We start from the raw sequence: 23,634 nt of genomic DNA, 5'->3' as shown, positions 1-23,634 counted from the left end.
CACCCCAAACTTCTTTTCATTTTTAAACAGATTGCATTCATCTGTTGTTTATGTACACAGACCTTAATCTATTACTGATTGAAAGCGTTTTATTTAAAATTTATACTAAAATTAATTCACATATATAGTTTAACATAATTCAAAAAATCAAAGGGGTCATCCTATTGGAAAAACAATGGAATGAACAATACGACGTGGTAGTCGTAGGTTCAGGTGCCGGAGGATTAACAGCTGCTTTAACAGCACGCTTACAGGGTTTATCAGTAATTGTCATTGAAAAGACTGCTCTATTTGGCGGTTCCACATCAAAATCAGGTGGAACCATCTGGATTCCCAATAACCTTTATTTAGAAGAAGCCGGGGTTAAAGATACGTATGAGCATGCAAAAACTTACCTGGACACCACCGTGGGAGATCGTGTTCCAGATGCTTTAAAAAAGGCTTACCTGAGAAAGGGACCTGAAATGGTAAAGTATTTACACGAGAACACGGAACATTTCAGATGGGAATACACTCCCAGATATTCCGATTATTACCCTGAATCACCAGGAGGTCTGGCTTCGGGGAGAGCCGTTGAAGCCCAGCTGTTTGACCTCAGAAAATTAGGAGATGATATCAAGCATTTACGTACTTCAGGTTTGCCGACCAAAGGAATGGTATTAAAATCAAGTGAATTCCACAAAGTGAACATGATTATGAGGACATGGATCGGGAAAACAAAAGCAGTGAAAGTAGGTATGCGGCTGATCCGCACGCTCATTTCTGGATATAAACCCACTACTTTAGGTGAGGCTGCTGTTGCCCGTCTATACACTTCACTAAAGGAGGCTGGCGGAGAGGTTTGGCTCCAGACACCATTTAAAGATTTAATTTATGAAAATAATCAAGTGACGGGTGTTATTGCCGAAAGAGATGGAATGGAAATCAATATTCAGGCCCGTCATGGGGTCATTTTTGCTTCCGGCGGCTTTTCCCATAATCAGGAGCTGCGGGAAAAATATTTACCGAAGCCCACTAATACAGAGTGGACATTATCAGCGGAAAAGCAGACAGGTGATGTAATTGCTGCCGGTGTAAAATTAGGCGGGCAATTGGATTTAATGGACAAAGTGTGGGGAACTCCTACCTCAGCACCACCTGGAGCTCCCGCATTTATGCCTGTCGCTGAGCGGGCTACACCCGGCTTAATTATCGTAAATAGTAATGGTGAACGCTATATCAACGAATCTGTTCCATACCATGAATTTGTAGATCAAATGTATGAAAATAATAATGAACAGAGCTCCACGATACCGTCATGGATGATATTTGATAAACGCGTAAAGAGCCGTTATCTTGTATTTGGAATTATGCCATTACAACAGCTTCCAAAAGAATGGTTTGAAACTGATTATGCTAAAAAAGCAGATACCATTGAAGAATTGGCCAGGAAAATCAATGTACCTCCAGAAAAACTGGCTGCCACTATTTCCAGGTTTAATACATTTGCAGCTAAAGGAAGTGATGAGGATTTTCAGCGCGGAGAAAGTGCTTATGATAGATATTATGGCGATCCGACATTGAATAATCCCAATCTGGCACCACTGGACAAGGCTCCTTACTATGCGATTCCTATTTATCCAGGTGATATTGGAACAAAAGGCGGGCTGGTCATCGATGAATCAGCAAGAGTGATTACAAAGGATGGTGCTCCAATAACAGGCCTATATGCTACAGGAAATTGTACTGCCTCTGTAATGGGAGAGACATACCCCGGGCCTGGTGCAACGATTGGAGCATCTATGGTGTTTGGTTATGCAGCTGCAATGGATATCGCTGAAAACGCCAGAAAGAAAAGCAGTCGTAGTCCAAAGGTAACCATGACAGTTTAAGTGCGTCCATATTTATATAAATAAGTAAAGAGCATTCATATGCAGGAACAAAATGAAAGCATATTGTCTTCTTGATTGGCAGACAATTCTATGCAACAAATGCCAAAAGAGATTTGCATAGAGAAATGAAATATTCCATTTCTATAAAAAAGAGGATTTCGATTCACTGCTGCTGTCACAACAGCTAAATCGAAATCCTCTTTTTGTCATTCCATACCATTAGATTCAAGCCTCTCCTTCTAAACGAAAATCCGATTTTTTCCTGCTCTTTTCTTTATTTTTTTTCCGTTTACTTTTACATTGCTTCATTGTCTTCCTTACATCCTCCATTTGATAATCAATTTGGCTTTTCAACATTTCATAAGATGAAAACATGGGGTAAATCAGCTCCTGAGAATAAGTTATTTGATACTTTCATTGTATCGGCTTATCTCTTCCCACACATCGGGTCAGTGACTGATTTATCCCATGAAATTATCGCTGCTTCAGATGGAAGAGTTCCTCCTGCTTAAGGTTGAGATCATCTCCGTCTTGCCTCATTTTAAAGTGAATATACTGCAAAAATAAGTTCCAGTTGAACTGCTTATTTCTCCCCCATCGACTTTTCAATAACATCTAGTACTTGATGCAGATTCTGAACTGGAATTTGTCCCGGCGCCGAAGCTCTTTCTCCGGCTCCAAAGGTTAGTACTGAACCAAAAACCTGCCCGGATAATCGGGTGATAGCTCCAAGGGGGCCCATCGCCATTGTAATCATTGGCTTCTTTGTATGTTTTTTCATTTCATTGGTTGCTGTTAATAGCTCTAAAACATCCTCTGTTTTATTTGGCATCACAGCAATTTTTAATACATCGCCGCCAAGCTCATCTGCCCTTTTTAATCGATTGATAATCTCTGATTTAGGTGGTGTTTTTTGAAAATCATGATTGGAAATGATTACGTATGTATGCTGCAAATGCGCAATAGAAGTCAGATGTTTAACCGTATCTTCTCCCTGATACAATTCTACGTCCACGAAATCTGCAAGACCTGTCTGAATGACAAATTGATTCAACGATACATAAGCTTCTTTGGAAAGCTCTTTCTCCCCCCCCTCTTGATGACTGCGGAAGGTAAAAATCAGCGGAATTCCTTTTAAGACATTCACTAAATCGTTTAGAACCTCCAGTACTGCTGCATGATTTTCCACTTCTTCAAATATATCCGCACGCCATTCAACAATATCTATCGCCTCTTTTTGATAACGTTTAGCTTCTTCAATGATGTCTGCTTTTTTTGAAGAAGTTAAAGGAATGCAAATACTCGGCTTCCCGTTTCCCAGAGTTATATTTTTAACTGTTAATGCTTCTGTCATAATCAATACGTCCTCCATTCTTTACTGAAACTTATCCTTTAAAAACTCTTTCATCACGTACTATACCTGCCTCTTTCCCTTTGAGAAAAATGAAAAACAACCCATGTTCCTGCAACCAGCAGCATCACCAGACTCGATAGATAGAAAACAGCGGAAATTCCATATAAATCTATAATAATAAATGATAGCAAGGGCCCGATAGCCGCTCCTAAATCTACAGCTATTGTGTGCAGTGTCATCATCTTAACAGGGTTACTTCTCGCTGCCGCATCGCCCGCCAAGGTATCTGTTATCGTTAAAAGTCCGGTTGAAACCATTTGGAAAAACATAATAGTTATTAATAAAAGAACGAAAGATTCCACACGGCCTATAATCAGAAAAGCAACGCTTCCCAATGTTAACGGGACAAGTATCCAATTATATTTATACTTTCTCCTGTCTACAAAGCTGCCTATCATCGGTGCAAATACAGGATCCCACGCCCAACGGATTGCTTGAATTATTCCGGCCAGTGTCGCAGCACCAATGACAATACCAAAAAATGACCAATCAGCATGATAGGTTTGTTCGATCAGCGGGCTGAGTGTAGAAGCAAAAATGCCCATTGTGATAAAGCCCATCGTTCCTCCAGTCAGAATAACAAGAATAATATATGGATTGAGGATTGCTTGTTTTCCTTTGTCCGATAAATCATTGCTTGCAGTTGTTTTTCCACCATCTTTATAATTTTTAGGTACCAGCCTGACGATAAAAGGAAAGACTGCAACAGCTATCAATGCAAACAGGGTTGTCACAAATGGTATTGATAACTGATCGACCAAAAAACCCCCTGCCAGCATGCCTACTAATCCACCTAACCCCCATAATCCATTATACAATCCCATATAATGGCCTCTTGTTTTTTCCGTGGAGAATGTTACAACTGTGAGCATTCCTCCCAGCTTAACAAATGACCAGGCAATACCCCACAGTATTCTCGCAAACAGTAACAGCCAAAAGCCCTGAAGCAGTCCATAGGATAAGGTGCTTAAAGCAGCACAGGCTACAGAAATTAATACACCTGTACGGATATTGAATTTGCTGTAAAACAATCCTACTAATGGTGTAATCGGCAAGCGTACAAAACGATTAATGGATAACAGCACACCAATCTGCCAAATAGCAGTTAATCCGAAATCCTGCCAATATAAAGGGAGTACAATAAAAAGCATGGCATCTCCCATCACAGTTATTGCTGTAATCAGCGCAATTCCGACAACCTTCCCTTTATCACTCATGGAGTTGACTCTCTTAAGCTTGAATGATAAGTATCTCTTCTCATTATCAACCTCTCCTGTCTATCTGTTGAACTAATCCATCTTCTTACTTACCGTTTATTTCTTAATTTTCAACTTACTCCCCAATATACCACAAATTCAATTCATTTCTTATATGAAATTCCAATATATAAATGAGCTCCATAAAAATAAACGAATATATTTCTTTGAGCCATATCGCTCTATTTCACTTTTCTCCAAGATATTTTTATTACATTGACAAAAAACTGTAACACTGTTATGGTTATACACATAAGTATATAACCATAATACAGTATAAGATTAAATATAAATATTTAAAGGAGGATGCACATGTCTTATTCCATTGAAGTAAATGGTTTAACGGTACATTATAAGAATTTTAAAGCATTAGATCAGTTGAATTTCAAACTGTCTCCAGGCAAGATTCATGGCATATTAGGAAGGAATGGTGCCGGTAAAACAACCCTGTTAACATACCTTGCTTCCTTTCACAAAGCAAAGCACGGAACGATTGTTATTGACGGAGAAGATCCTTTTGAAAATGAACGGATTTTGCAGGGGACGTCTTTTATTTATGAAAAAGATAATACTTACGACTACGATAAAATCGATAAGATTATAAAGGGAATGCTTTATTTCCGCCCATATTTTGATGAGGCTTATGCAAGAGAATTAGTAAAAAGATTTAAAATTCCTACGAATAAAAGTGCTGATCAATTATCAAAAGGACAATATTCCGCTTTGCAGGTTGCCATTGGCTTAGCAAGCAGAACCCCGCTCACTATTTTTGATGAAGCATATCTGGGAATGGATGCACCGGCAAGAGAACTGTTTTACAAAGAAATCTTGTTAGAGCAGGAAAGACATCCGCGTACGATTTTATTTTCTACACATCTTGTCTCAGAAATGGAGTACCTCTTTGATGAAGTGCTTATAATCGATAACGGAAAAGTTCTATTACAAGAAACAAGCGAGCAACTTCTTGAAAAAGGCTTCTCCATTACAGGAGCTAAAGAAGATGTTGAGGCATTCACAAAAACATTAGAGGTCATTTACGAAGAGATGCTTGGTGGAACAAAATCTGTGATGGTTTACGGAACTTTACCGAAACAAGAGCAGCGAGAAGCAGTTGAACTCGATTTAGAAATCGGTTCACTATCTATAAATAATCTGTTTATACATTTGACGAAGGAGGAGGAAAGAACATGAAACAATTTCATTTAGGCTGGGCATTTTTCATTGAACAGATTAAATGGGCTTCCTGGTTCTATAGCATTATAATTGTTTTGACAATTGGAACTACTATCGCGAACCATTGGGGGTTTTTAGATAACCTTGATATCAGCAATACCACTTCTACTATATTTATGTTAATTATCGGATTGCTTTATTCTTATGGGTTCTTAGATTACTATTATAAATTAGGAATTTCCAGGAAAAAGTTTTTTAAAGCCGCTTTATTCGCATCTGCTTTGCTTTCTATTATATTAGCTTTGGCAATGATCACCATGATTGTTTTATTTGAGACACTCGTCCCGGCATTAGGATTTGCTGTCCCATGGACAGATCCATTAATCGGCGGCGGGGTATTATCCTTCATTCAAAGCATAGCTGATTATTCCGTTGCCCATTTCTTTTATCTTTTACTTGGCTGGTTTATGGGGCTTGGTTTTTATCGTTTTCGCTGGAAGATTGGATTATTGTTTATCCTTATTTCCTTTCCATTTTTCGGGATATCCGCATTATTACAAGACAAAGCTGATATTGCACATACCATTAAATTTTTCACCGTCAATCCGCAGATTATCAGTATTGGGCCTTATCTTATTTTCTTTATCATGATAGCCATTTTAATCGTCTGTAACTACCGCTTAACGAAAGACGCACCCATTCGATTATAAAATCATATCAGAAAGGAGGCTATACGAACCATGTCCACACAATTTCGGAGTGATAAACCTATTTTCATTCAAGTCCGGGAACAGATTGAAGACCAGATTGTCAATAATCAGTTAAAGGAAGGCGAGCAGGCTCCCTCTACCAATCAGCTGATCCAATTTTATAAAATTAATCACGCCACCATCTCCAAAGGTGTTACACAGCTTGTAGATGAAGGCATTCTATATAAGAAGCGAGGTGTTGGTATGTTTGTCGCAGAAGGAGCAAAGCAAAAACTCGTTCAAAAACGGAAGCAGGCGTTTATGGATGATTATGTCATCGGTTTAGTCCAGGAAGCAGAGAAGCTTCGTATTACAGAGAACGAAATCATTGATCTGATAAAAAAGGCAAGAAAGGGGGATAAAGCATGAGTTTCACGGTTGAAGCAATAGATGTCAGTGTACGATATAAGGATTTCACGGCTATTGATCAGATCAGTTTTCAGCTGGAGGCCGGAAAAATTCATGGCTTATTAGGAAGAAACGGCGCCGGGAAAACAACCTTATTATCAGTGCTGTCAGCTTTCCGAAAAGCTGATGGCGGAAGTCTTATCATTGATGGAGAAGATCCTTTTGAAAATCCAAGAATCATGCAGGATACGATCTTTATTTTTGATCAGCAGAAGGATTTGGAGTACACCTATGATAAAGTTGGAGACATGTTAAAAGAAATGGCTTATTTCCGGCCAAATTTTGACGAAACATATGCCCTGGAATTGGCTAAGAAATTCAAGCTGCCTTTAAATAAAAAAGTGAATCATCTATCCAAAGGTAAGAAATCAGCATTTCAGGCTATTATCGGTTTAGCATCCAGAGCTCCTTTAACTATTTTTGATGAAGCTTATTTAGGAATGGACGCACCGACAAGAGAAATTTTTTATAAAGAGATTTTAAATGATCAGGAAGAGCATCCGAGAACGATTATCTTTTCCACTCATCTCGTTTCCGAAGCAGATTATCTATTCGATGAGGTGCTGATGATTCATAACGGAAAGGTTTTATTGCAGGACACAAATGAGCAAGTGATTTCCAAAGGGTTCTCACTTACAGGCTCCCTGGAACAAATAGATGCTTTTTCAAAGGACTTAGAGATTTTAAACAGTCAGGTACTAGGCGGAACAAAATCCGTCATGGTATATGGCGAACTCTCTGAACAACAGAGAAATGCAGCAAATCAAGCCGGAATTGAGATTGGCGTCCTCTCTCTCCATGATTTGTTTGTGCATTTGACAAAGGAGGAAGATGAATGAGTTCCATTATCTTATCATCAAAAAAAATAGCCAGACTCTTATTTATGGAACAAGTAAAGTGGACGATATGGTTTCTTTCCTTTATGTTTGTGATTTATATAGTCGTAGTAACCTTTGCTTCTGGTCCGCATTCCAGTTTTATAGACTTGACAAACTTTTCAAACGGATCTTCAGGTATTTACATGTTAATTATTGGTATTTTGACAACATCATCTTTCTTTTATTATTACATGCAGCAGGGGGCTACCAGAAAAAATTTTTTTCTTGGCACGATAATATCATCCGCCCTGATAGCCATAGCAATAACAGTCATCCTGATACTGTTAACTTTTATTCTCCAATTTATATCTGGTTGGGCAGGCTGGAATATTCATGGACAAGAGCTTGATTTCACAAGCAGCTTCTCTGCATTTATTTATACCTTTGTCAGACTTGCCATTATGCACCTTATTTACTTTTTAATCGGGTGGATGATTGGTTTGACCTTCTACCGTTTAGGCTGGCTGTATGGGCTTTTATCCATCGCATGCAGCATTCTTCTGTTAGCAATAACTGGTATTCTGATAGAAGTCACACATTTTTCTTTTTTTACAAACATTATCAATTTGCCAGATTTTATTGCCACACCACTAAGCCTTGTATTAATTGTTCTCCTTTTTGGCGTTAACTATCGGCTGATTAAAGATGTGACGGTAAAAATCTGATTTAATAAAAAAGTAGAGCATTTCCCAATGGAAATGCTCTACTTTTTTATTTTACTTCAACTGCTGCTCCGCAAAAGAACGATACAGTTCATGCGATTCAATTAAAGCTTGATGTGTTCCTTTACCAGTAACCTCGCCATTTTCAATAAAGATAATCTGATCCGCATCAATAATTGTAGCTAAGCGATGGGCAATTACAAATGTTGTTCTTCCTTCCATCAGTCGCTGTAATGCTTTTTGAACAACCTGTTCCGATTGACTATCGAGACTTGCCGTTGCTTCATCAAGTAATAAAATTTTCGGATTACGCAGGAAAGCTCTCGCAATATTGATCCGCTGCCGCTGTCCGCCTGACAACTTTGTACCGCGTTCACCGACCTGTGTATCCATTCCATTTGGCAGTTCCTGTATAAACTGTGCTGCATAGGCCATTTCCGCGACTGCCCAAAGTTTTTCATCAGCTATATTTTCTGCATTTTCCAACCCGTAGGTTAAATTATCACGAATGGTTCCGGACATCATGGAACTCTCCTGTGATACATATCCGAGCTGGGAACGCCAGGAGCCAAGAGAAATATCCTGAATCGATTCTCCATCAAGCAGAATTGCTCCTTCATCCGGCTCATAATAGCGTTCAATTAAACCGAATACAGTGGTCTTCCCTCCACCGCTTGGCCCGGCAAATGCCACCATTTCTCCCGGAGATGCGGAAAATGATACCTTATTCAGTACCTGCTCACCTGCTTCATAAGAAAAACTGACTTCTTTAAATTGCAGCGACAGCTCGCCAATCTGTTTTTCAGAGCCGGGTAATACCTCTTCCTCTTCTTCCTGTAAAATTTCTGAAATACGCTCGGTAGCTCCTTTTGCTTTTTGTAATTCGGTAAAGAACATCGCAAATGTTGTAATAGGAAAGACAATCTGGAATAGATACAAGAGAAATGCGACAAGCGATCCGGTTGTCATGGTCCCCTGCTCTACCCGGATACCTCCATAGCCAATAATCATGACGATAACAAGCATCACAATCATATACATAAATGGTGCAATCACAGCGAAAATCTTTGCCTCTTTCAAGCCTGTCTGCAATAGCTTGAAAATTCCCTGTAAGCCCCGTTTTTCTTCCTTCTGTTCTGCTGTAGAAGATTTCATTAATCTAATTTCACTGACTGTCTGCTGAATCTCTCCTTGAAAATTAGCTGTCTGATCCTGCAGACTGCGAGATACTTTTGCCATCCGATTTCCCAGCGGCAGCATTACTGCCAATGTAATCGGAACAGCGATAAACATAATTAAAGTCATTTTCCAATCCATAAACAGCAGGATAATAACTGCTCCTATAATGGAAATCAAGCCAGAAATAAACTGTGGGAAATGCTGAGACACTAAATCCTTTACTATTCCTGTATCATTAATAACACGGCTGACAGACTCCCCGCTCGGCTGCTTCTGAAAATAAGGAACCGGGAGGCGGATCAGCTTTTTCCATAAGATTTCCCGAAGCCTCGCTACTACCTTTTGTCCGACATAAGCAAGAGCATAAGCTGATAAACCATCCACCAATGCATGCACAATAAATACGCCAATAATAATAGCAATAAACCGCCAATCTAAATCTGCGATGGAAAATCCATACAGGAAGAATTAGCAGAAAAAATTGGTGTCACCCGCCAATCGATTGCCAAATGGGAAAATGGAGAGTCCTTACCCGATATTATCAATTGTGATGCACTCGCCACCTTATTTGATGTCTCTTTAGACAATTTAATTCATTATGATCAAAAAGAAAGCGGCTTTCCAATTCCTCCAAAGGGAAAGCATATGTTTAACACTACTCCTTTGGAGAAAGATGGTTATGTAAAATTACCAGAAAAGGCTGTGAATATGATTAATATGCAAGAAGGTGATCAGTTTCTTGTTTTAGGTGATGAGAATCCTGAAAGTATTGGTATTGCCTTAGTTCCTGTAGAATTTTTCACGGCGATGACGCAAGGAATTTTAAATCATACAAAGGTTTCTGACAAATGACAGAATATATTCTCGAAGCCAAAAATATTTCCAAAGTCTATAATGATTTTCAAGCATTAGATAATGTATCAATATCCTTGGAGAAGGGGAAAATTTATGGGCTAATTGGTCAAAACGGAGCCGGTAAAACCACATTTATGCGTATCATTGCCGGCTTATCCTTTCCTACTTCCGGAGAGCTGTATTTATTTAACCAATCGAATCAAAAAGCATTGCAGGCTGGCCGGAAACAAATGGGCAGTATGATTGAGAACCCTAGTATTCTCGGGTATTTGAGTGCGCGTGATAATCTCCGTGTCCACAAAACGATGAAAGGAATAAAAGAAAAGAATATGGAGCAGAAAGTGCTCGACATCGTCGGACTGGGGGCCACAGGTAAAAAGAAGGCAAAAGATTTCTCCTTAGGTATGCGGCAGCGCCTGGGAATTGCTATTACTTTACTCGGTAATCCGAAAATGCTGATGCTTGATGAACCTGTTAATGGGCTGGATCCGAGCGGTATTGCTGAAATTAGACAGCTAATAAAGAGTCTGGCTGCTAAATATCAAATAACCATTCTTTTATCCAGTCACCATTTAGCAGAGCTTCATCAAACTGCTGATGAATTTATTATTGTTAATGAGGGAAAAATCCTGAAAACGCTCAGCCATGACAAATTAGAGGAACAAATCAATAAACATCTTCTCATTGATTGTAATGAGCCGGAAAAGCTGCAGAAGGTACTGAGAGAATCGCTTCAAACAGAGAATTTTATTGTACAGCCTGATAAAAGTATCAAACTATATGACTTTATTAATAAAAAAGAGGAATTATCAAAAGCCCTCATCAATCATGATATTATTGTTACTACTTTTACAACGCAGGAAGAAACCCTGGAAAGCTATTATCTTCAATTAATAGGAGGTGTGAGCTGATGCAGCTGTTAAAAGCCGATTTCTTTAAATTAAGCAGGTCAATTTCACCCTGGACAGTATTTATTTTATCCATTCTCAGCGCTATTATTTTTGCTGCCAGTTCTCATTATGTTTCAACTGGAAGTCTCAGCTTAGAAGCTGCTTCCGGCACCTTATCCCTGTTTTCTGAAACACAGATGATGGCATTGCTGGGAAGTATTGCTGCAGGCATTTGCCTTACGGCCGATTTTGAAAATAAAATCATTGAAAATGCTGTTTCAGGCGGGTACAGCAGAAACACAATTATTATAAACAAGATTATTTCATTTTTTATTTTAATTGCATTGTTATATCTGCCCTATATCATTATCACAGTTATTTTTGCTTTTACAAATACTGCATTCAGCGGTTTTATCCCGACACCGACCTTAAACATTTTAGCCGGAGCAGCAGAACAGGGAGCTACAGCCGGCTTGCTCGGCAAAATCATATTAATCAGCGGGCTTTCATTGCTTATCTTCTTCAGCCAGCTGATGGTCAGCGTTTTTTATATGTTTCTATTTAAAAAAGCAGTTTTCGTTATCGCTGCCACGTATATGACCAGTCTGATTCTTGGGCCAATCTCAAGCCTGAATGACAAGGTTCATTCTGTGATGGCCTATACTCCTTATGGGATTGATTTATCCCAATTAACTCTGGGTATGAGTGGTGAATTTATAGTAAAAAGCATGATAATCAGCCTATTATTTATTTTCATTTTCTATCTGGCCAGTTTACTTATCTTCCGGAAAGCGGAGGTGAAATAATCTCACCAGCTACAGAGCGGCAGTTCAATCACAAAACAGATACTATCTATAAGAGGAAGATTTCGCGGCCTGCATCTCTTTCTTTTTTTCAATCTACCCCCCTGAAAGATCTCCTGCATATCTTCAAAATTAGTGTATTATCCGAATAAATACTTGTATCAAAGAATAAAAATAAATAACAATGGACAAAGGTTATCAAAAGCAATATTGATAGCTTTTTTCAGCTATTGTTATTTCTAGTATAAACGCGCACTTACAAGCCTGGTGTGCTCTATGCTAAAAAAGGAGGAAAACGATGATAACTGCTACTTGGAATTGGCTATGGGAAAAACATGACCAGGTGAAAGACATGTTTCGATTTTTCATCAAGCCTGGAGAGATGGTTGAACGAAAAAAGTGGAATAAGCCGGATGATGGGGCTGGAGGAAACAATAGTAATGGAAATGACAATGGAGATAAGGAGAAACGTTCTTATACTCCTATACAACGCACTGGTCTTATTGCCGGCCCATTATTATTTTTAATTACTTTATTATTTATATCTCCTGAAGGCTTGTCTAATGAAGGCCAGGCAGTTTTAGCAAGTACAATCTGGATTGCTGTATGGTGGATGACCGAAGCGATACCGATCCCGGCTACAGCACTTTTGCCTATTATTTTATTTCCTTTAACCAATGGCTTGGATCTTGGAGCTACCACCTCCGCTTATGGGAATGATACTATCTTTTTATTTATGGGTGGATTTGTACTGGCATTAGCAATGGAGAAATGGAATTTACACCGGAGGATTGCCATTAATATTATCTCTGTAATGGGGACGAATATCGATCGTATTGTTCTTGGGTTTATGGTTGCGACAGGATTTTTGTCTATGTGGATATCAAATACGGCAACCGCCATGATGATGGTTCCAATCGGGTTAGCTATTATTTATCAAGTATCTGATGCTCTTAAAGAGGAATCTGGTGTAGAGCAGCCGAAAGAGAATTTTGCATTTGGAAAATCATTGATGCTTGGAATTGCTTATGCCGCTTCTCTCGGTGGAATGGCTACACTTATCGGTACGCCTCCAAATGCTATTTTAGCCGGCACGGTCAAGGAATTATACAACGTCGAGATATCCTTTGCGTCCTGGATGATGTTTGGTGTTCCTTTTGCATGGATATTTATTCTTGTAGCCTGGTTTTATTTAACAAAATTTGCTTTTCCATTAAAAATGAAAACTCTTCCCGGAGGCAAAAAGATTCTAGATGAAGAGAAAAGAAAACTTGGAAAAGCTTCTTATGAAGAAAAAGCAGTATTTATTATTTTTATTTTAGCAGCTGTTGCATGGATTTCCCGTACATTCGTGCTCAATAAATTTAATCCTTATATTGATGATGCCATTATCGCCATAGCTGCTGCCCTTATTCTATTTTTAATACCTGCCAAAAATAGAAAAGGAGATTATTTAATTGACTGGAATAGTGCTGTAAAACTGCCCTGGGGGATTCTGCTTCTGTTTGGCGGTGGACTTGCTATTGCAGCTGGCTTCACCACTTCTGGATTATCTGAATGGATTGGAACACAATTAACTGCATTACAGGGAGTTCACGTATTAATAATTGTTCTGGCTGTAGTTACTCTGGTTATCTTCTTAACTGAGATTACGTCCAATACTGCAACGGCTACAATGATGTATCCTATAATGGCTGCATTAGCAATCGCGGTGGATATGCACCCATTCGTATTAATGATCGCGGCAGGGCTGGCTGCTTCATGTGCATTTATGCTTCCGGTAGCAACACCTCCGAATGCTGTTGTTTTCGGATCAGGTTATCTTCGGATTCCGGATATGGCAAAGGCCGGATTCGTTCTAAATCTAGTCGGTATTGTTTTAGTTACTTTCACTGTCTATGTATTAGTACCTTTATTCTTAGGTATTGATTTAGGGAGCTACCCTGAGAGTTTTAAATAATCGTTTTTAGCCAGAGGAAATACTATCAGCATCATAAGAAAAGTCCGGATAAATTGATTGTCCGGGTTTTTCGGGTTAGCATTTTCTATGTTCAGGCTTCAGTAGTATGCTAATCTATTTTTATTTATCCATCAGAACCTGAAGATGACCTTCCTGCTCCCTTTTGTATAATCGTTACAAATATTAAATAACCTATTGGCAATATACCTGCTATCCAGACAACTGCGTCCCATCCTGCTTTGTCCCAAATAGGACCCACAGCAGTACTTCCAAATGTAACACCAATATAATAGGATACTAAATACAGACTGGATGCGCTTCCTTTATGATGTGCTGCCTGCTCGGTCACAAAGGTTGCTGTCAAAGAATGTGCTGTAAAAAAGCCGAGGCAGGTAATACATAAACCGACGATAATCCAGGGTAAAGAAAGTATCATCGTCATAATGATGCCGGCAGATAGAATAATTATTCCTGCTATCCGGACAACGTTTAGACCTAAGATTCCTGCTATCCATCCGGCCACAGGAGCTCCAACTACCCCAAAGCCATACGCCAAAAATGTATATGAAATAGCTTTGGCGGAAAGGAAAAACGGCTCTCCTTCCAGATGGAAAGGTAAATAAGTCCAAACCGATGTAAACGAAAGCTGAAAAATAATTCCCATACCGAAAATTAAAAGCATTGATGGATTTTTCACATGAAAGGCCATACCCTCTATATCCTTCCGAAACGGCAGATGACTCGCTTCAAAAAAACGAGACTTTGGCAAAAATATCATTACAATCGCAACGATAACTACTCCTATCCCGGCGAAAATATAGAATATCGTCTGCCAGGCAAAATCATCAGCTAAGTAGCCTGCCAGCACTCTTCCAACCATGCCGCCAAAAGCATTACTGGCTATGTATAAAGCAGTGGCAATTCCAATACTCGAGCGGTCGATTTCTTCATTAATATAAGCAAGTGAGGCTGCCGGTAATCCTGCCAGTGCAAATCCTTGCAAAAATCGCATCAGAATAAAAAAATAAAAGGAGTCTGTCATTGGAATTAACAGAAACGGGATAACCGAAGCCAGTAACGAATATTTGATAAAGGGAACTCTGCCAATTCGATCCGAAAAAAATCCAAGAACAATTAAGCCGATAATTAAACCGACAATATTTATAGATAACGTTAAAGTAGCTTCTGATACCGATATATCAAAATCCCTGACAAACACAGGCAATAACGGCTGAACGACATAAAGGCTCGCAAACACGAAAAAAGAAGCAGACGCTAAGCATAAAGTGATTTTCCAAAAATAAAAATCTGTTTTATGATATTTTTTTGTTTCCATATCATGCCACTCCCTATTTACACCATTATACTAGTAAAATAAGTATTTATGATATGAATAAATTGTTTATCATATATCGTTACAGCAAGGGAACGGATGACTCTGAAATGTTGGGAAAGAACTCTTCCAAAATTAATAAACCTGCTTTCAAAAGCTAGTTCTCCTTCTAGCTTTTGAAAGCTGTTGTAAAAGCTCTTTCTTTTAAATTTATTTTCAAACAAAGATCCCCAGCCATATAGCTGTCGCAAAAGCAAGAAAAAGCAGCTTTTTCTCATCATTTGTTACTTTTTCAACATCGTCAATATCCATTTTGATAACAAGGTAGATGGCATAGCCTAAGAGAATACCAGCTCCGAATGCTCCGATGGGGCGCGTGAAGGCTGTCCAGAAAAGCAGCAATCCGACAGAAACAAAATAAAGCATCGCTGGTAATTTAGCGCCTCTTATTCCAAAAGTATCCTCTGCCCAAACAACAGAGGTCTGCTTTAGCGGAGTTGATTTTCGATCCGCATGTCTATCAGGAATATGATGGACCATCACCCAAGCCATACACCAGATTGCATTAATAAGACCATTTTGCCAAGCCCACATGGGAATCTGCTCCAGTAAAATCCAAGGTGCTGCAATTCCAAGCATCAGCATCGTTGGAAATAAACTGAGCCATTCCCCTGCGAATGGATAGTAAGCAAATTGAAAAGGCCTTAATGAATAAGACACTGCCCCCCAGATCCCAATCAAGGTTAATACTGCAAATTCTGTAAGGCCAAGAAAAGCAAACAATACCGCTATTATCAATAAGAAAAGAGTCATCCAGGTCCCTAATTGTTTCAGCATTCCTACAGACATTGCACCATTCTGTAATACACCGCTGCCTCCCGAAAGAATCCCGGGACTATGTTGATCCGTACCTGATTGATAATCTGCAATATCATTCAGGGTATGTGTCAACATGCCATGAATACATACAGCGCCAATTAATAATACAGAAGCAATTGTCATCACAGTGCCTGCTGACAAGTCCGTATAAAATAAAAGCGGTAATACCGTCGATAGAATGGTTGCCACACTGGAAAATACAACTGCAACAAGACGTAATAGCGTAATAATATTTTTTCGGGTTATAGCTGGTTGTGCTGGAAGCATTGTCATCATCCTTTTTATAAGAAATCCCTTTACATTGAATTCTTTTTTATTAGCATACTAGCTTTTCCCATCTTTTATACAGATTATGATTATAACCATTATTTTCTTCTTCACTGTAAATATTTTTGAAAGGGCGAGTAGCTGATTGCAGCCTCTGATAAAACATCTAAAACCCATAAAAATACAAAACACCTCTGATAATAGATATTCACTCTAATACTTGAGGTGCCGGATACCTTAGCTGTCCATATTTTCCACTAGGTCTATTCAACGTTTAGCATGTGCATGGATACTCTTCTGCACTCCTTTCTTTAACTATAACAAGAAAAAGCTTATAACTCTAACCATTTTATTATTGTTCTTTGAATAACGTTTCGTTTCCGTTTATTCCATTTTGTTCTGAAAAGAATCTAATTTTCTTTCTATTGCTGCAAGCCTTTCCTCCAATTGTCGATCCTTTTCAGTTGTGTCTCTCGCTTCTTGTACGTATTCATCAATTGCCAAGCTTCCCGCATAGGTGCTTATCGCATCTCCCAAAGTAGCTAATAATCCGCCAACTAAAGCCAGCTTTAAGCTGTAAGCAATTTGGATTTCTTCTGGGTTCGAAGTATCATTATTATTTTTTTCATTCATTTGACCTCAACCTCTCGATTCAAATCATGTTCCGTGATTTATAGTATTCAAATTAGACGCTTGCCGTTAATATAATATGGAAGAAAAAACGCCACAGTACTATACTATGACGTTTTTTCATTACTATTTTCTTTTATATTTCCATAACTCCGCCAGTGTTCGCTGAAGTTACAAGTTTGGAATAACGGCCAAGCCAGCCTTTTTTCACTTTTGGCTCAAAGCCTTTCCAATTTGCTTTGCGTTTTTCGAATTCTTCATCAGAAACGAGCAGATTCATTTCACGGTTTTCAAGATCTAATTCAATTAAATCTCCATCCTCTACAAAGGCAATTGGACCGCCTTCTGCAGCTTCTGGAGAAATATGTCCAATGGAAATCCCTCTTGATGCACCAGAGAAACGTCCGTCTGTGATTAAACCAACTTTTGCACCCAATCCCCGTCCTACAATCTGTGAAGTCGGAGCAAGCATTTCCGGCATTCCAGGACCACCCTTAGGTCCTTCATAACGGATAACAACAACATGTCCTTCTTCTACTTTTCCAGATTCAATTCCTTCTAATGCCTCTTCCTGTGAATCAAAGCAGATAGCCGGTCCTTTGAAATACCCGCCAACCTCTGGATCAATAGCGCCTACTTTAACAATAGAGCCATTTGGTGCCAAGTTTCCAAACAATACAGCAAGTCCGCCCCGTTCAGAATGCGGATTATCCAGCGTATGGATAACATCCTTATCCAGGATTTCCGAGTCCTGCACGTTTTCCCGAATTGTTTTCGCAGACACACTGAGGTTATCTCCATAAAACGCACCCGGCTTTTTAAGTAATTCATTAATAATCGCACTGATTCCGCCTGCTCTGTCAACATCTTCAATATGATAATTAGATGCCGGTGCAACTTTTGCTAAATGAGGAACACGGTTTGCGATTTCATTGATACGTTCAAGCGGATAATCTACTCCTGCTTCATGGGCTAAAGCAAGTGTATGCAATACTGTATTTGTTGAACCGCCCATAGCCATATCCAAAGCAAAAGCATTATCAATTGCTTCTTTTGTTACAATATCACGCGGTTTAATATCTTTTTCAATTAATTCCATTAATTGTTTTGCAGAGCGTCTTACAAATTCTTTCCGTTCTTCAGCAACAGCAAGAATTGTTCCATTTCCAGGGAGCGCCAGGCCAATACCTTCAGCCAGACAGTTCATTGAGTTAGCGGTAAACATCCCAGAGCATGAACCACATGTCGGACATGCATTTTGCTCCAACTCCAGTAATCTCGCTTCATCAATTTGTCCAGATTGATAAGCTCCTACGCCTTCAAAAACAGAAGTAAGTGAAAGCGGGTTGCCGGCACTATCAGTTCCAGCCTTCATTGGACCGCCGCTGACAAAAATAGATGGAATATTCACACGCAGAGAGCCCATCAGCATTCCCGGTGTAATTTTGTCACAGTTCGGAATACAAACCATGCCGTCAAACCAGTGCGCATTCGCTACTGTCTCCACGGAATCGGCAATTAACTCACGGCTTGGCAGGGAATATCTCATTCCAATATGCCCCATTGCAATACCATCATCTACACCGATTGTATTCATCTCAAACGGTATGCCGCCAGCTTCACGAATTGCTTCTTTTACAATTTTTCCGAATTCTTGTAAGTGGATGTGTCCAGGAACAATATCTATATAAGAGTTGACCACCAGAATAAATGGTTTCCCCAAATCCTTTGTTTTTACCCCTGCAGCATGTAGCAGGCTTCGATGCGGTGCACGATCAACACCCTTTTTAATCATATCGCTGCGTAGTTCTGCCAATTTCAATACCTTCTTTCTAAGATTTTTACTAAAAGTGTAACATTTAGAGGAAGAAACCTCTGTGCTGCTTGTTCTGGAATGCATCAGACACGCATTTCATCTAAAAAACCTTCAAAACAGATTTATTTTTCAGTCTATTTCGAATTAGAAATTTATAAATGATTTTATTATAAAAAAACATTCTAATTTTATTATTTTACTACTTATACTCAAAAATTTATATACTAAATTACAAATTTAGAGAAAAATCCTAAGATATTTCGACAATAAGTACTACAAAACGACAAAAGGAACAGTCGCTAACAATAACAACTGTTCCTTTTACACATATTGAGAGAAGGCCAAGCAATACTCAGCGCCGTACAAAACCTTCTTAAATAACACCAATTAATGCTGCAATGATTACTAATACAATACTTAGTCCCCATAACCAAGGAAGAGAATATTTGATATGGCGCCCCATTTCTAAGCCTGATAGACCAAGCGCCAGCCAAACTGCTGGTGCAAGCGGACTAACAAATGTCCCTACGATGTTTCCAATAACCATTGCATATGCAGTAGATACTGACTCTACGCCAAAACCTGAAGCAATCTGTTCCACAACAGGCAGCAATCCAAAGTAATATGCGTCTGTACTTGTTAGTAAGTCAAGAGGTACTCCTAAGAAACCAATAATAAGATGTAAATATGGCCCAACGGCTTCAGGCATGATTGTCACACCATCTTCTGCTATTGCATCCAGCATCCCTGTTCCTGTTAAAATTCCTAAAAATGTTCCAGCTGCCAAAATGATAGTTGCCATCGTCAATGCACTTGATGCATGAGCTTTAATTCTTTCTGATTGGTCTTTCATTTTCGGATAGTTGATCGGCAGTGCAAAACTAAGCCCAATCATAAATGCAAGACCAGCTGGAATGATTCCTGATACTAACAGTACTATAACACCTATTGCAATAATTGCATTTACCCAAAGTAATTTTGGACGCGCATATTGATTTTTATTGGAGAAATCTTTCTCTCCAGAATTGCTTTCACCATCTATATCTTTAGCTGTATTCTCCAATGCAGCAGCACCCTGCAGTTTTCCGTAGCGTTGTTCAATTTTCTTTTTTTCTTTAAATCCAAGAAATATCGCTATACCGATCATCAATACCATCCCAATGATTTGGATTGGAATGAGAGGGTACCATAATTGTGTAACATCCTCACCTAAAACAGATGCAGTACGTCCTAAAGGCCCAGCCCACGGAACCATATTCATGATAGCTGCACTTCCTGCGACCAAAAGAAGCAGCAAATATGGATTCATGTTCAAACGTTTATACAGCGGAAGCAGTGCTGGAATCGTAATAAGAAATGTCGACGCTCCAGAACCATCCAAATGTGCAATAGCTGCAATAAACACAGTCGCTACACTTACAGCAATAACATTCCCCCGAGAAAGCGCAACCATTTTATTGATAAAAGGATCAAACAATCCGGCATCCGACATTACACCGAAGAAAAGAATTGCAAAAATGAACATAACAGCAACATTGATAACAGTAGCAATTCCTTCATTAAAAAAAGTTCCAATTTCCCCCAATCCAAAACCAGCAAGAAAAGCCCCTAAAATTGGTATTAATACCATGGCAATAATCGGTTGAACCTTACCTCTAATCAATAAAATAACAATTGCCAGTATTGTTGCAAATCCTATTAAACTTAACATCCCTATTTCCCCTCATTTCATACTATTTATTAATCCTCGTGATTGCTAATAATTCCATTCCACTTTGAAAGCGGTAACATTTTTTTCGATTAATAAATAAAATAGCATGAAAAAAAAGAAGGCGGAACCTTCTTTTCATAAGTTGTTTATTTCTCATATTAATCATTTTGTTCATAAGTTTCACGATGCATATATTCTCGTTCTGGTCTACCGACAGTTCCGTATTTTAATGTCGTATGAACCTCTTTCGCAGACACCAGGTATTCTAAGTAACGACGAGCCGTTGACCTGCTCGTTCCAATTTTCTTACTTAGCTCCACAGCAGTAATCCCGTTCTCTTTATCCGCTTCTAAAAGTTGTCTGATATCATTCAATGTAATCGGATCAATTCCTTTAGGCAAATTCATATTTGTACTACTGGAGTAAGATGGATAACCGGCGTTTGTAATACCTGTGAAAACGTCAATTTCACTTTGGCTTAACGTCTCTTTAGCAGAAAAAATTTTCCGGTATTCCTTATATCGCTCCAGGGACTGCGCAAAACGATCAGCATCGACAGGTTTTACGATATAATCAAAAGCTCCTCCCCTTAATGCTTCTTGAATGGTTACTGTCTCGTTAGCTGCAGTAATGGGGATTAAGTCGATTTCATGATAGAAATGGCGTATTTGCCAAAGCAGCTCCAAACCTTTTACATCGGGGATGTAAATATCTAACAGAATCAGCTGTGGACGAGAAGTGCAATTTTTAAGATAGGTAAGTGCCTCTTCTCCTGTTTTTACTACTTCCTGAATCATATAGCCTTCTACCTTCTCTACATATCTTCGATTTATTTCAGCAATTCGAAAATCGTCTTCGATAATAAGAACCTGTATGCTATCATTCATCCGAATCCCCCCCATTCTTAGGTATAATCATTACAAAACAGGCACCGCCCATTTCTCCTTCTTCCAACATGATTTGACCGCCTTGTTTTTGGACGATATTTTGTGTCAAGGCCAACCCTATTCCTCGATTTTCTTCTCCTTTTGTAGAGTATCCCTGTTCAAAGATATGGACTGCCGCCTCTTCTGATACACCCTGGCCAGAATCATCCACCTCTACCACGATATCATCCCCAATGTCAGTGAAAAATAGACTGATTTGCTGCTCCCCCTCCTGATTATCTTTTACGGATTCTAACGCATTTTCAAGCATGTTCCCAATTCCAGTAATTAATGCCTCCTGCTTGTTCCCATGGTAAGCATGATTGAGTTGACTGTCCGGGTGAATAGAAATGGTCACTCCAAGTTCATTCGCCTGATTAATTTTCCCTTGCAAAAGTCCTTGAACAACTGGATCAGCTGCATGTTGTGTTAAGATTTGCGATTGCTCCTCTTGAATATTTCTTTTCTTTTTAATAAAATCGATAGCTTCTTTGTGTTCTCCTAACTGAAGCAAGCCAAGAATGGTATATAAACTATTGGAAAATTCATGTGTTTGAGCACGTTGGGCATTTGCATACTGTTTAATTTGTTGGAGTTCCCGCGTCACATGCTCTATTTCTGTTTTTTTCCGAAAAGTAGAAACTGCCCCTGCTATTTTCCCTTCCATATAAACAGGTACTTGATTTACTATGACAATAGAGTTACCTAATATCATTTCCTTATCGTACTGGCTCTTCCCGCTTTTCAGTACTTCAGACAAACCGGTATTGGGAATCAGTTGATTAATTGATTTTCCTGAAAATTGATCAAACTGCTGGTCCTCATGAAATAAGATCTGTTTTGCTGCTTTGTTCATCATGATTATCATTCCATTATGATTAACTGCTATCATTCCTTCATGCGTGGACTGCAATATTGCTTCCTTTTGCAGTAGTAAATAAGAAATATCCTTTGGTTCCATATTGAACAATAACTTTTTTATATGGTACGCAATTAAAATGGCACCTGCAATTCCTAATACGATAATTCCTATCATGGTAAGCCATAGGGACTTACTCTGATTCGCTATAATGCTTTGGACATCCTCGCTTAGAAAGCCTACAGACACTACACCGATAATATTCCCTGCGTTATTTCTTACTGGCACCTTTCCACGAATAGACAAACCAAGTGACCCCTCGCTCTGAGATATATAAGCTTCTCCATTTTGTAAAGCTCGGGTATTGTCTCCACCTATCATTTTTTCTCCAATTCTTTCTGAGTTTGGATGGGAATAGCGAATTCCCTCCTGGTTGCCTACAACAATAAATTCCGCACCAGTTTCTTCCAATATAGGAGCTACCGTTTCCTGAATGACCGAAGCAGGGTCTTTTAACTCGAAAGCTGATCTTATTTCTGGGATATTGGCAACACTTTTGGCAACACTTAGTGCACGTTTCCCAACCTGGTCTTCAATGGTGTTAGAAATAAATGAATGGAGAAACCAAGTAAAAAGAATAAAAATACCCAATATCAGCAAGGTGATCAGGAGTATCATCTTGCTTTTTAAACTCCATGTTGATTCAGGTTCAAAATTCCCCTTTTTATTTGGCTTATACGATTGAAACATATTATTAATCTCCTCGTTATGTAAAACTTGTAAGAAAGCTTGTGTATCGACAGCTTTATCCAAATCCTTCTGTTTCAAGTTTTTTCAATCTTTATACGATTCTATTATAAAGGGAAAGAGATAAATATGTCACTTTTCTATGAATATACTATCATTGTATAATCCCAGCTGCATTTGTCTAACCATTGATCGTAAATCCATTTACATTTTTATCTCTATTTCCTTCCATAAAGTGTCCCAGGCCTTTTTCTAATCTGGCGGGGAAGATATGCCATGGTATTGGTATTGGTATTTGTTTTCACTTTCGTGACAATATGCACCATTCGGATGCATACTGATCTACTTCTCTCTACGCTAATTATTAC

General features: G+C 38.9%; 21 protein-coding genes. 10 read left to right on the top strand and 11 right to left on the bottom strand.

What is annotated here, in order from left to right; translation table 11 throughout:
- The first annotated feature begins 164 nt into the window (after positions 1–164).
- The gene (locus MHH51_RS04325; protein ID WP_339284673.1) at positions 165–1,871 is read left to right on the top strand and encodes an FAD-dependent oxidoreductase; all 1,707 of its coding nucleotides are present in this window, start codon (positions 165–167) and stop codon (positions 1,869–1,871) included.
- Positions 1,872–2,096: 225 nt separating this feature from the next.
- Here the strand turns inward: MHH51_RS04325 and MHH51_RS04320 are convergent, their stop codons facing one another.
- The 3 genes from MHH51_RS04320 to MHH51_RS04310 form a co-directional block, all read right to left on the bottom strand.
- Positions 2,097–2,246 carry a hypothetical protein gene (locus MHH51_RS04320; RefSeq protein WP_339284671.1) on the bottom strand — a complete coding sequence of 50 codons (150 nt, stop codon included), beginning with the start codon at positions 2,244–2,246 and terminating at the stop codon, positions 2,097–2,099.
- A gap of 208 nt (positions 2,247–2,454) precedes the next feature.
- Positions 2,455–3,225: a type I 3-dehydroquinate dehydratase gene (gene aroD, locus MHH51_RS04315; RefSeq protein ID WP_339284669.1), complete on the bottom strand. Its 771-nt coding sequence runs from the start codon at positions 3,223–3,225 to the stop codon at positions 2,455–2,457.
- A 53-nt stretch (positions 3,226–3,278) separates the two neighbouring features.
- A complete protein-coding gene (locus MHH51_RS04310) occupies positions 3,279–4,502 on the bottom strand; it encodes an MFS transporter (protein WP_339284668.1) in 1,224 nt (407 codons plus the stop codon).
- A 351-nt stretch (positions 4,503–4,853) separates the two neighbouring features.
- Here MHH51_RS04310 and MHH51_RS04305 point away from each other — a divergent pair, with 351 nt between their 5' ends.
- The 5 genes from MHH51_RS04305 to MHH51_RS04285 are packed head-to-tail and all read left to right on the top strand — an operon-like array spanning position 4,854 to position 8,414.
- Positions 4,854–5,732 carry an ABC transporter ATP-binding protein gene (locus tag MHH51_RS04305; protein WP_147210807.1) on the top strand — a complete coding sequence of 293 codons (879 nt, stop codon included), beginning with the start codon at positions 4,854–4,856 and terminating at the stop codon, positions 5,730–5,732.
- Positions 5,729–6,424 carry a hypothetical protein gene (locus MHH51_RS04300; RefSeq protein ID WP_339284667.1) on the top strand — a complete coding sequence of 232 codons (696 nt, stop codon included), beginning with the start codon at positions 5,729–5,731 and terminating at the stop codon, positions 6,422–6,424. Before MHH51_RS04305 ends, MHH51_RS04300 begins: the two co-directional genes overlap by 4 nt.
- Positions 6,425–6,454: 30 nt before the next feature.
- On the top strand, positions 6,455–6,832 hold the full coding sequence (locus tag MHH51_RS04295; RefSeq protein ID WP_339284666.1) for a GntR family transcriptional regulator: 378 nt from the start codon (positions 6,455–6,457) through the stop codon (positions 6,830–6,832).
- A complete protein-coding gene (locus MHH51_RS04290) occupies positions 6,829–7,710 on the top strand; it encodes an ABC transporter ATP-binding protein (RefSeq protein WP_339284665.1) in 882 nt (293 codons plus the stop codon). Before MHH51_RS04295 ends, MHH51_RS04290 begins: the two co-directional genes overlap by 4 nt.
- Positions 7,707–8,414 (top strand): hypothetical protein, encoded by a 708-nt coding sequence (locus MHH51_RS04285; protein WP_339284663.1) that lies wholly within the window; start codon positions 7,707–7,709, stop codon positions 8,412–8,414. Before MHH51_RS04290 ends, MHH51_RS04285 begins: the two co-directional genes overlap by 4 nt.
- A 51-nt stretch (positions 8,415–8,465) precedes the next feature.
- Here MHH51_RS04285 and MHH51_RS04280 read toward each other — a convergent pair whose 3' ends face one another.
- Positions 8,466–9,986 (bottom strand): ABC transporter ATP-binding protein, encoded by a 1,521-nt coding sequence (locus tag MHH51_RS04280; protein WP_339284661.1) that lies wholly within the window; start codon positions 9,984–9,986, stop codon positions 8,466–8,468.
- Positions 9,987–10,235: 249 nt separating this feature from the next.
- On the opposite strand from MHH51_RS04280, the gene MHH51_RS04275 reads away from it, so the two are divergent.
- From MHH51_RS04275 to MHH51_RS04260, 4 genes are all read left to right on the top strand, one after another.
- Positions 10,236–10,442 carry a hypothetical protein gene (locus MHH51_RS04275; RefSeq protein WP_339284660.1) on the top strand — a complete coding sequence of 69 codons (207 nt, stop codon included), beginning with the start codon at positions 10,236–10,238 and terminating at the stop codon, positions 10,440–10,442.
- Positions 10,439–11,356 carry an ATP-binding cassette domain-containing protein gene (locus MHH51_RS04270; RefSeq protein ID WP_147210799.1) on the top strand — a complete coding sequence of 306 codons (918 nt, stop codon included), beginning with the start codon at positions 10,439–10,441 and terminating at the stop codon, positions 11,354–11,356. Before MHH51_RS04275 ends, MHH51_RS04270 begins: the two co-directional genes overlap by 4 nt.
- Positions 11,356–12,141 carry a hypothetical protein gene (locus MHH51_RS04265; RefSeq protein WP_147210798.1) on the top strand — a complete coding sequence of 262 codons (786 nt, stop codon included), beginning with the start codon at positions 11,356–11,358 and terminating at the stop codon, positions 12,139–12,141. The genes MHH51_RS04270 and MHH51_RS04265 overlap by 1 nt, the downstream gene beginning before the upstream one ends.
- Positions 12,142–12,436: 295 nt before the next feature.
- A complete protein-coding gene (locus tag MHH51_RS04260; protein WP_156985725.1) occupies positions 12,437–14,098 on the top strand; it encodes an SLC13 family permease in 1,662 nt (553 codons plus the stop codon).
- Between the two features lie 124 nt (positions 14,099–14,222).
- On the opposite strand, the gene MHH51_RS04255 is transcribed toward MHH51_RS04260, so the two are convergent.
- The 7 genes from MHH51_RS04255 to MHH51_RS04225 form a co-directional block, all read right to left on the bottom strand.
- Positions 14,223–15,434, bottom strand: coding sequence for an MFS transporter (locus MHH51_RS04255; RefSeq protein WP_339284658.1), 1,212 nt, complete (start codon positions 15,432–15,434; stop codon positions 14,223–14,225).
- Positions 15,435–15,647: 213 nt separating this feature from the next.
- The gene (locus tag MHH51_RS04250) at positions 15,648–16,577 is read right to left on the bottom strand and encodes a prenyltransferase (protein WP_147210795.1); all 930 of its coding nucleotides are present in this window, start codon (positions 16,575–16,577) and stop codon (positions 15,648–15,650) included.
- Positions 16,578–16,961: 384 nt separating this feature from the next.
- Positions 16,962–17,210 (bottom strand): hypothetical protein, encoded by a 249-nt coding sequence (locus tag MHH51_RS04245; protein ID WP_147210794.1) that lies wholly within the window; start codon positions 17,208–17,210, stop codon positions 16,962–16,964.
- 133 nt (positions 17,211–17,343) lie between these two features.
- Positions 17,344–19,029 carry a dihydroxy-acid dehydratase gene (ilvD, locus tag MHH51_RS04240; RefSeq protein WP_281289845.1) on the bottom strand — a complete coding sequence of 562 codons (1,686 nt, stop codon included), beginning with the start codon at positions 19,027–19,029 and terminating at the stop codon, positions 17,344–17,346.
- 367 nt (positions 19,030–19,396) lie between these two features.
- Positions 19,397–20,734: a CitMHS family transporter gene (locus tag MHH51_RS04235; protein WP_147210793.1), complete on the bottom strand. Its 1,338-nt coding sequence runs from the start codon at positions 20,732–20,734 to the stop codon at positions 19,397–19,399.
- 158 nt (positions 20,735–20,892) lie between these two features.
- Positions 20,893–21,621 (bottom strand): response regulator, encoded by a 729-nt coding sequence (locus MHH51_RS04230; protein ID WP_147210792.1) that lies wholly within the window; start codon positions 21,619–21,621, stop codon positions 20,893–20,895.
- Entirely contained in the window at positions 21,614–23,269 is a 1,656-nt protein-coding gene (locus MHH51_RS04225; RefSeq protein WP_339284655.1) for a sensor histidine kinase, read from the bottom strand. The genes MHH51_RS04230 and MHH51_RS04225 overlap by 8 nt, the downstream gene beginning before the upstream one ends.
- Positions 23,270–23,634: the final 365 nt, after the last annotated feature.

Origin of the sequence: Oceanobacillus sp. FSL K6-3682 (assembly GCF_037976165.1) — a bacterium.
GTDB classification, from domain to species: domain Bacteria; phylum Bacillota; class Bacilli; order Bacillales; family Amphibacillaceae; genus Oceanobacillus; species Oceanobacillus sojae.
This window is presented reverse-complemented; position numbering and strand designations above follow the sequence as displayed.

Bases quoted from the DNA above. Each gene is read 5' to 3' on its own strand.
- MHH51_RS04230 (WP_147210792.1), bottom strand. From the start codon at position 21,621: ATGAATGATAGCATACAGGTTCTTATTATCGAAGACGATTTTCGAATT.
- MHH51_RS04295 (WP_339284666.1), top strand. From the start codon at position 6,455: ATGTCCACACAATTTCGGAGTGATAAACCTATTTTCATTCAAGTCCGG.
- MHH51_RS04320 (WP_339284671.1), bottom strand. From the start codon at position 2,246: ATGTTTTCATCTTATGAAATGTTGAAAAGCCAAATTGATTATCAAATG.
- MHH51_RS04275 (WP_339284660.1), top strand. From the start codon at position 10,236: ATGTTTAACACTACTCCTTTGGAGAAAGATGGTTATGTAAAATTACCA.
- MHH51_RS04250 (WP_147210795.1), bottom strand. From the start codon at position 16,577: ATGCTTCCAGCACAACCAGCTATAACCCGAAAAAATATTATTACGCTA.
- aroD (WP_339284669.1), bottom strand. From the start codon at position 3,225: ATGACAGAAGCATTAACAGTTAAAAATATAACTCTGGGAAACGGGAAG.
- MHH51_RS04255 (WP_339284658.1), bottom strand. From the start codon at position 15,434: ATGGAAACAAAAAAATATCATAAAACAGATTTTTATTTTTGGAAAATC.
- MHH51_RS04290 (WP_339284665.1), top strand. From the start codon at position 6,829: ATGAGTTTCACGGTTGAAGCAATAGATGTCAGTGTACGATATAAGGAT.
- MHH51_RS04305 (WP_147210807.1), top strand. From the start codon at position 4,854: ATGTCTTATTCCATTGAAGTAAATGGTTTAACGGTACATTATAAGAAT.
- MHH51_RS04235 (WP_147210793.1), bottom strand. From the start codon at position 20,734: ATGTTAAGTTTAATAGGATTTGCAACAATACTGGCAATTGTTATTTTA.
- MHH51_RS04270 (WP_147210799.1), top strand. From the start codon at position 10,439: ATGACAGAATATATTCTCGAAGCCAAAAATATTTCCAAAGTCTATAAT.
- MHH51_RS04310 (WP_339284668.1), bottom strand. From the start codon at position 4,502: ATGAGTGATAAAGGGAAGGTTGTCGGAATTGCGCTGATTACAGCAATA.
- MHH51_RS04245 (WP_147210794.1), bottom strand. From the start codon at position 17,210: ATGAATGAAAAAAATAATAATGATACTTCGAACCCAGAAGAAATCCAA.
- MHH51_RS04285 (WP_339284663.1), top strand. From the start codon at position 7,707: ATGAGTTCCATTATCTTATCATCAAAAAAAATAGCCAGACTCTTATTT.
- MHH51_RS04260 (WP_156985725.1), top strand. From the start codon at position 12,437: ATGATAACTGCTACTTGGAATTGGCTATGGGAAAAACATGACCAGGTG.
- MHH51_RS04225 (WP_339284655.1), bottom strand. From the start codon at position 23,269: ATGTTTCAATCGTATAAGCCAAATAAAAAGGGGAATTTTGAACCTGAA.
- MHH51_RS04265 (WP_147210798.1), top strand. From the start codon at position 11,356: ATGCAGCTGTTAAAAGCCGATTTCTTTAAATTAAGCAGGTCAATTTCA.
- MHH51_RS04300 (WP_339284667.1), top strand. From the start codon at position 5,729: ATGAAACAATTTCATTTAGGCTGGGCATTTTTCATTGAACAGATTAAA.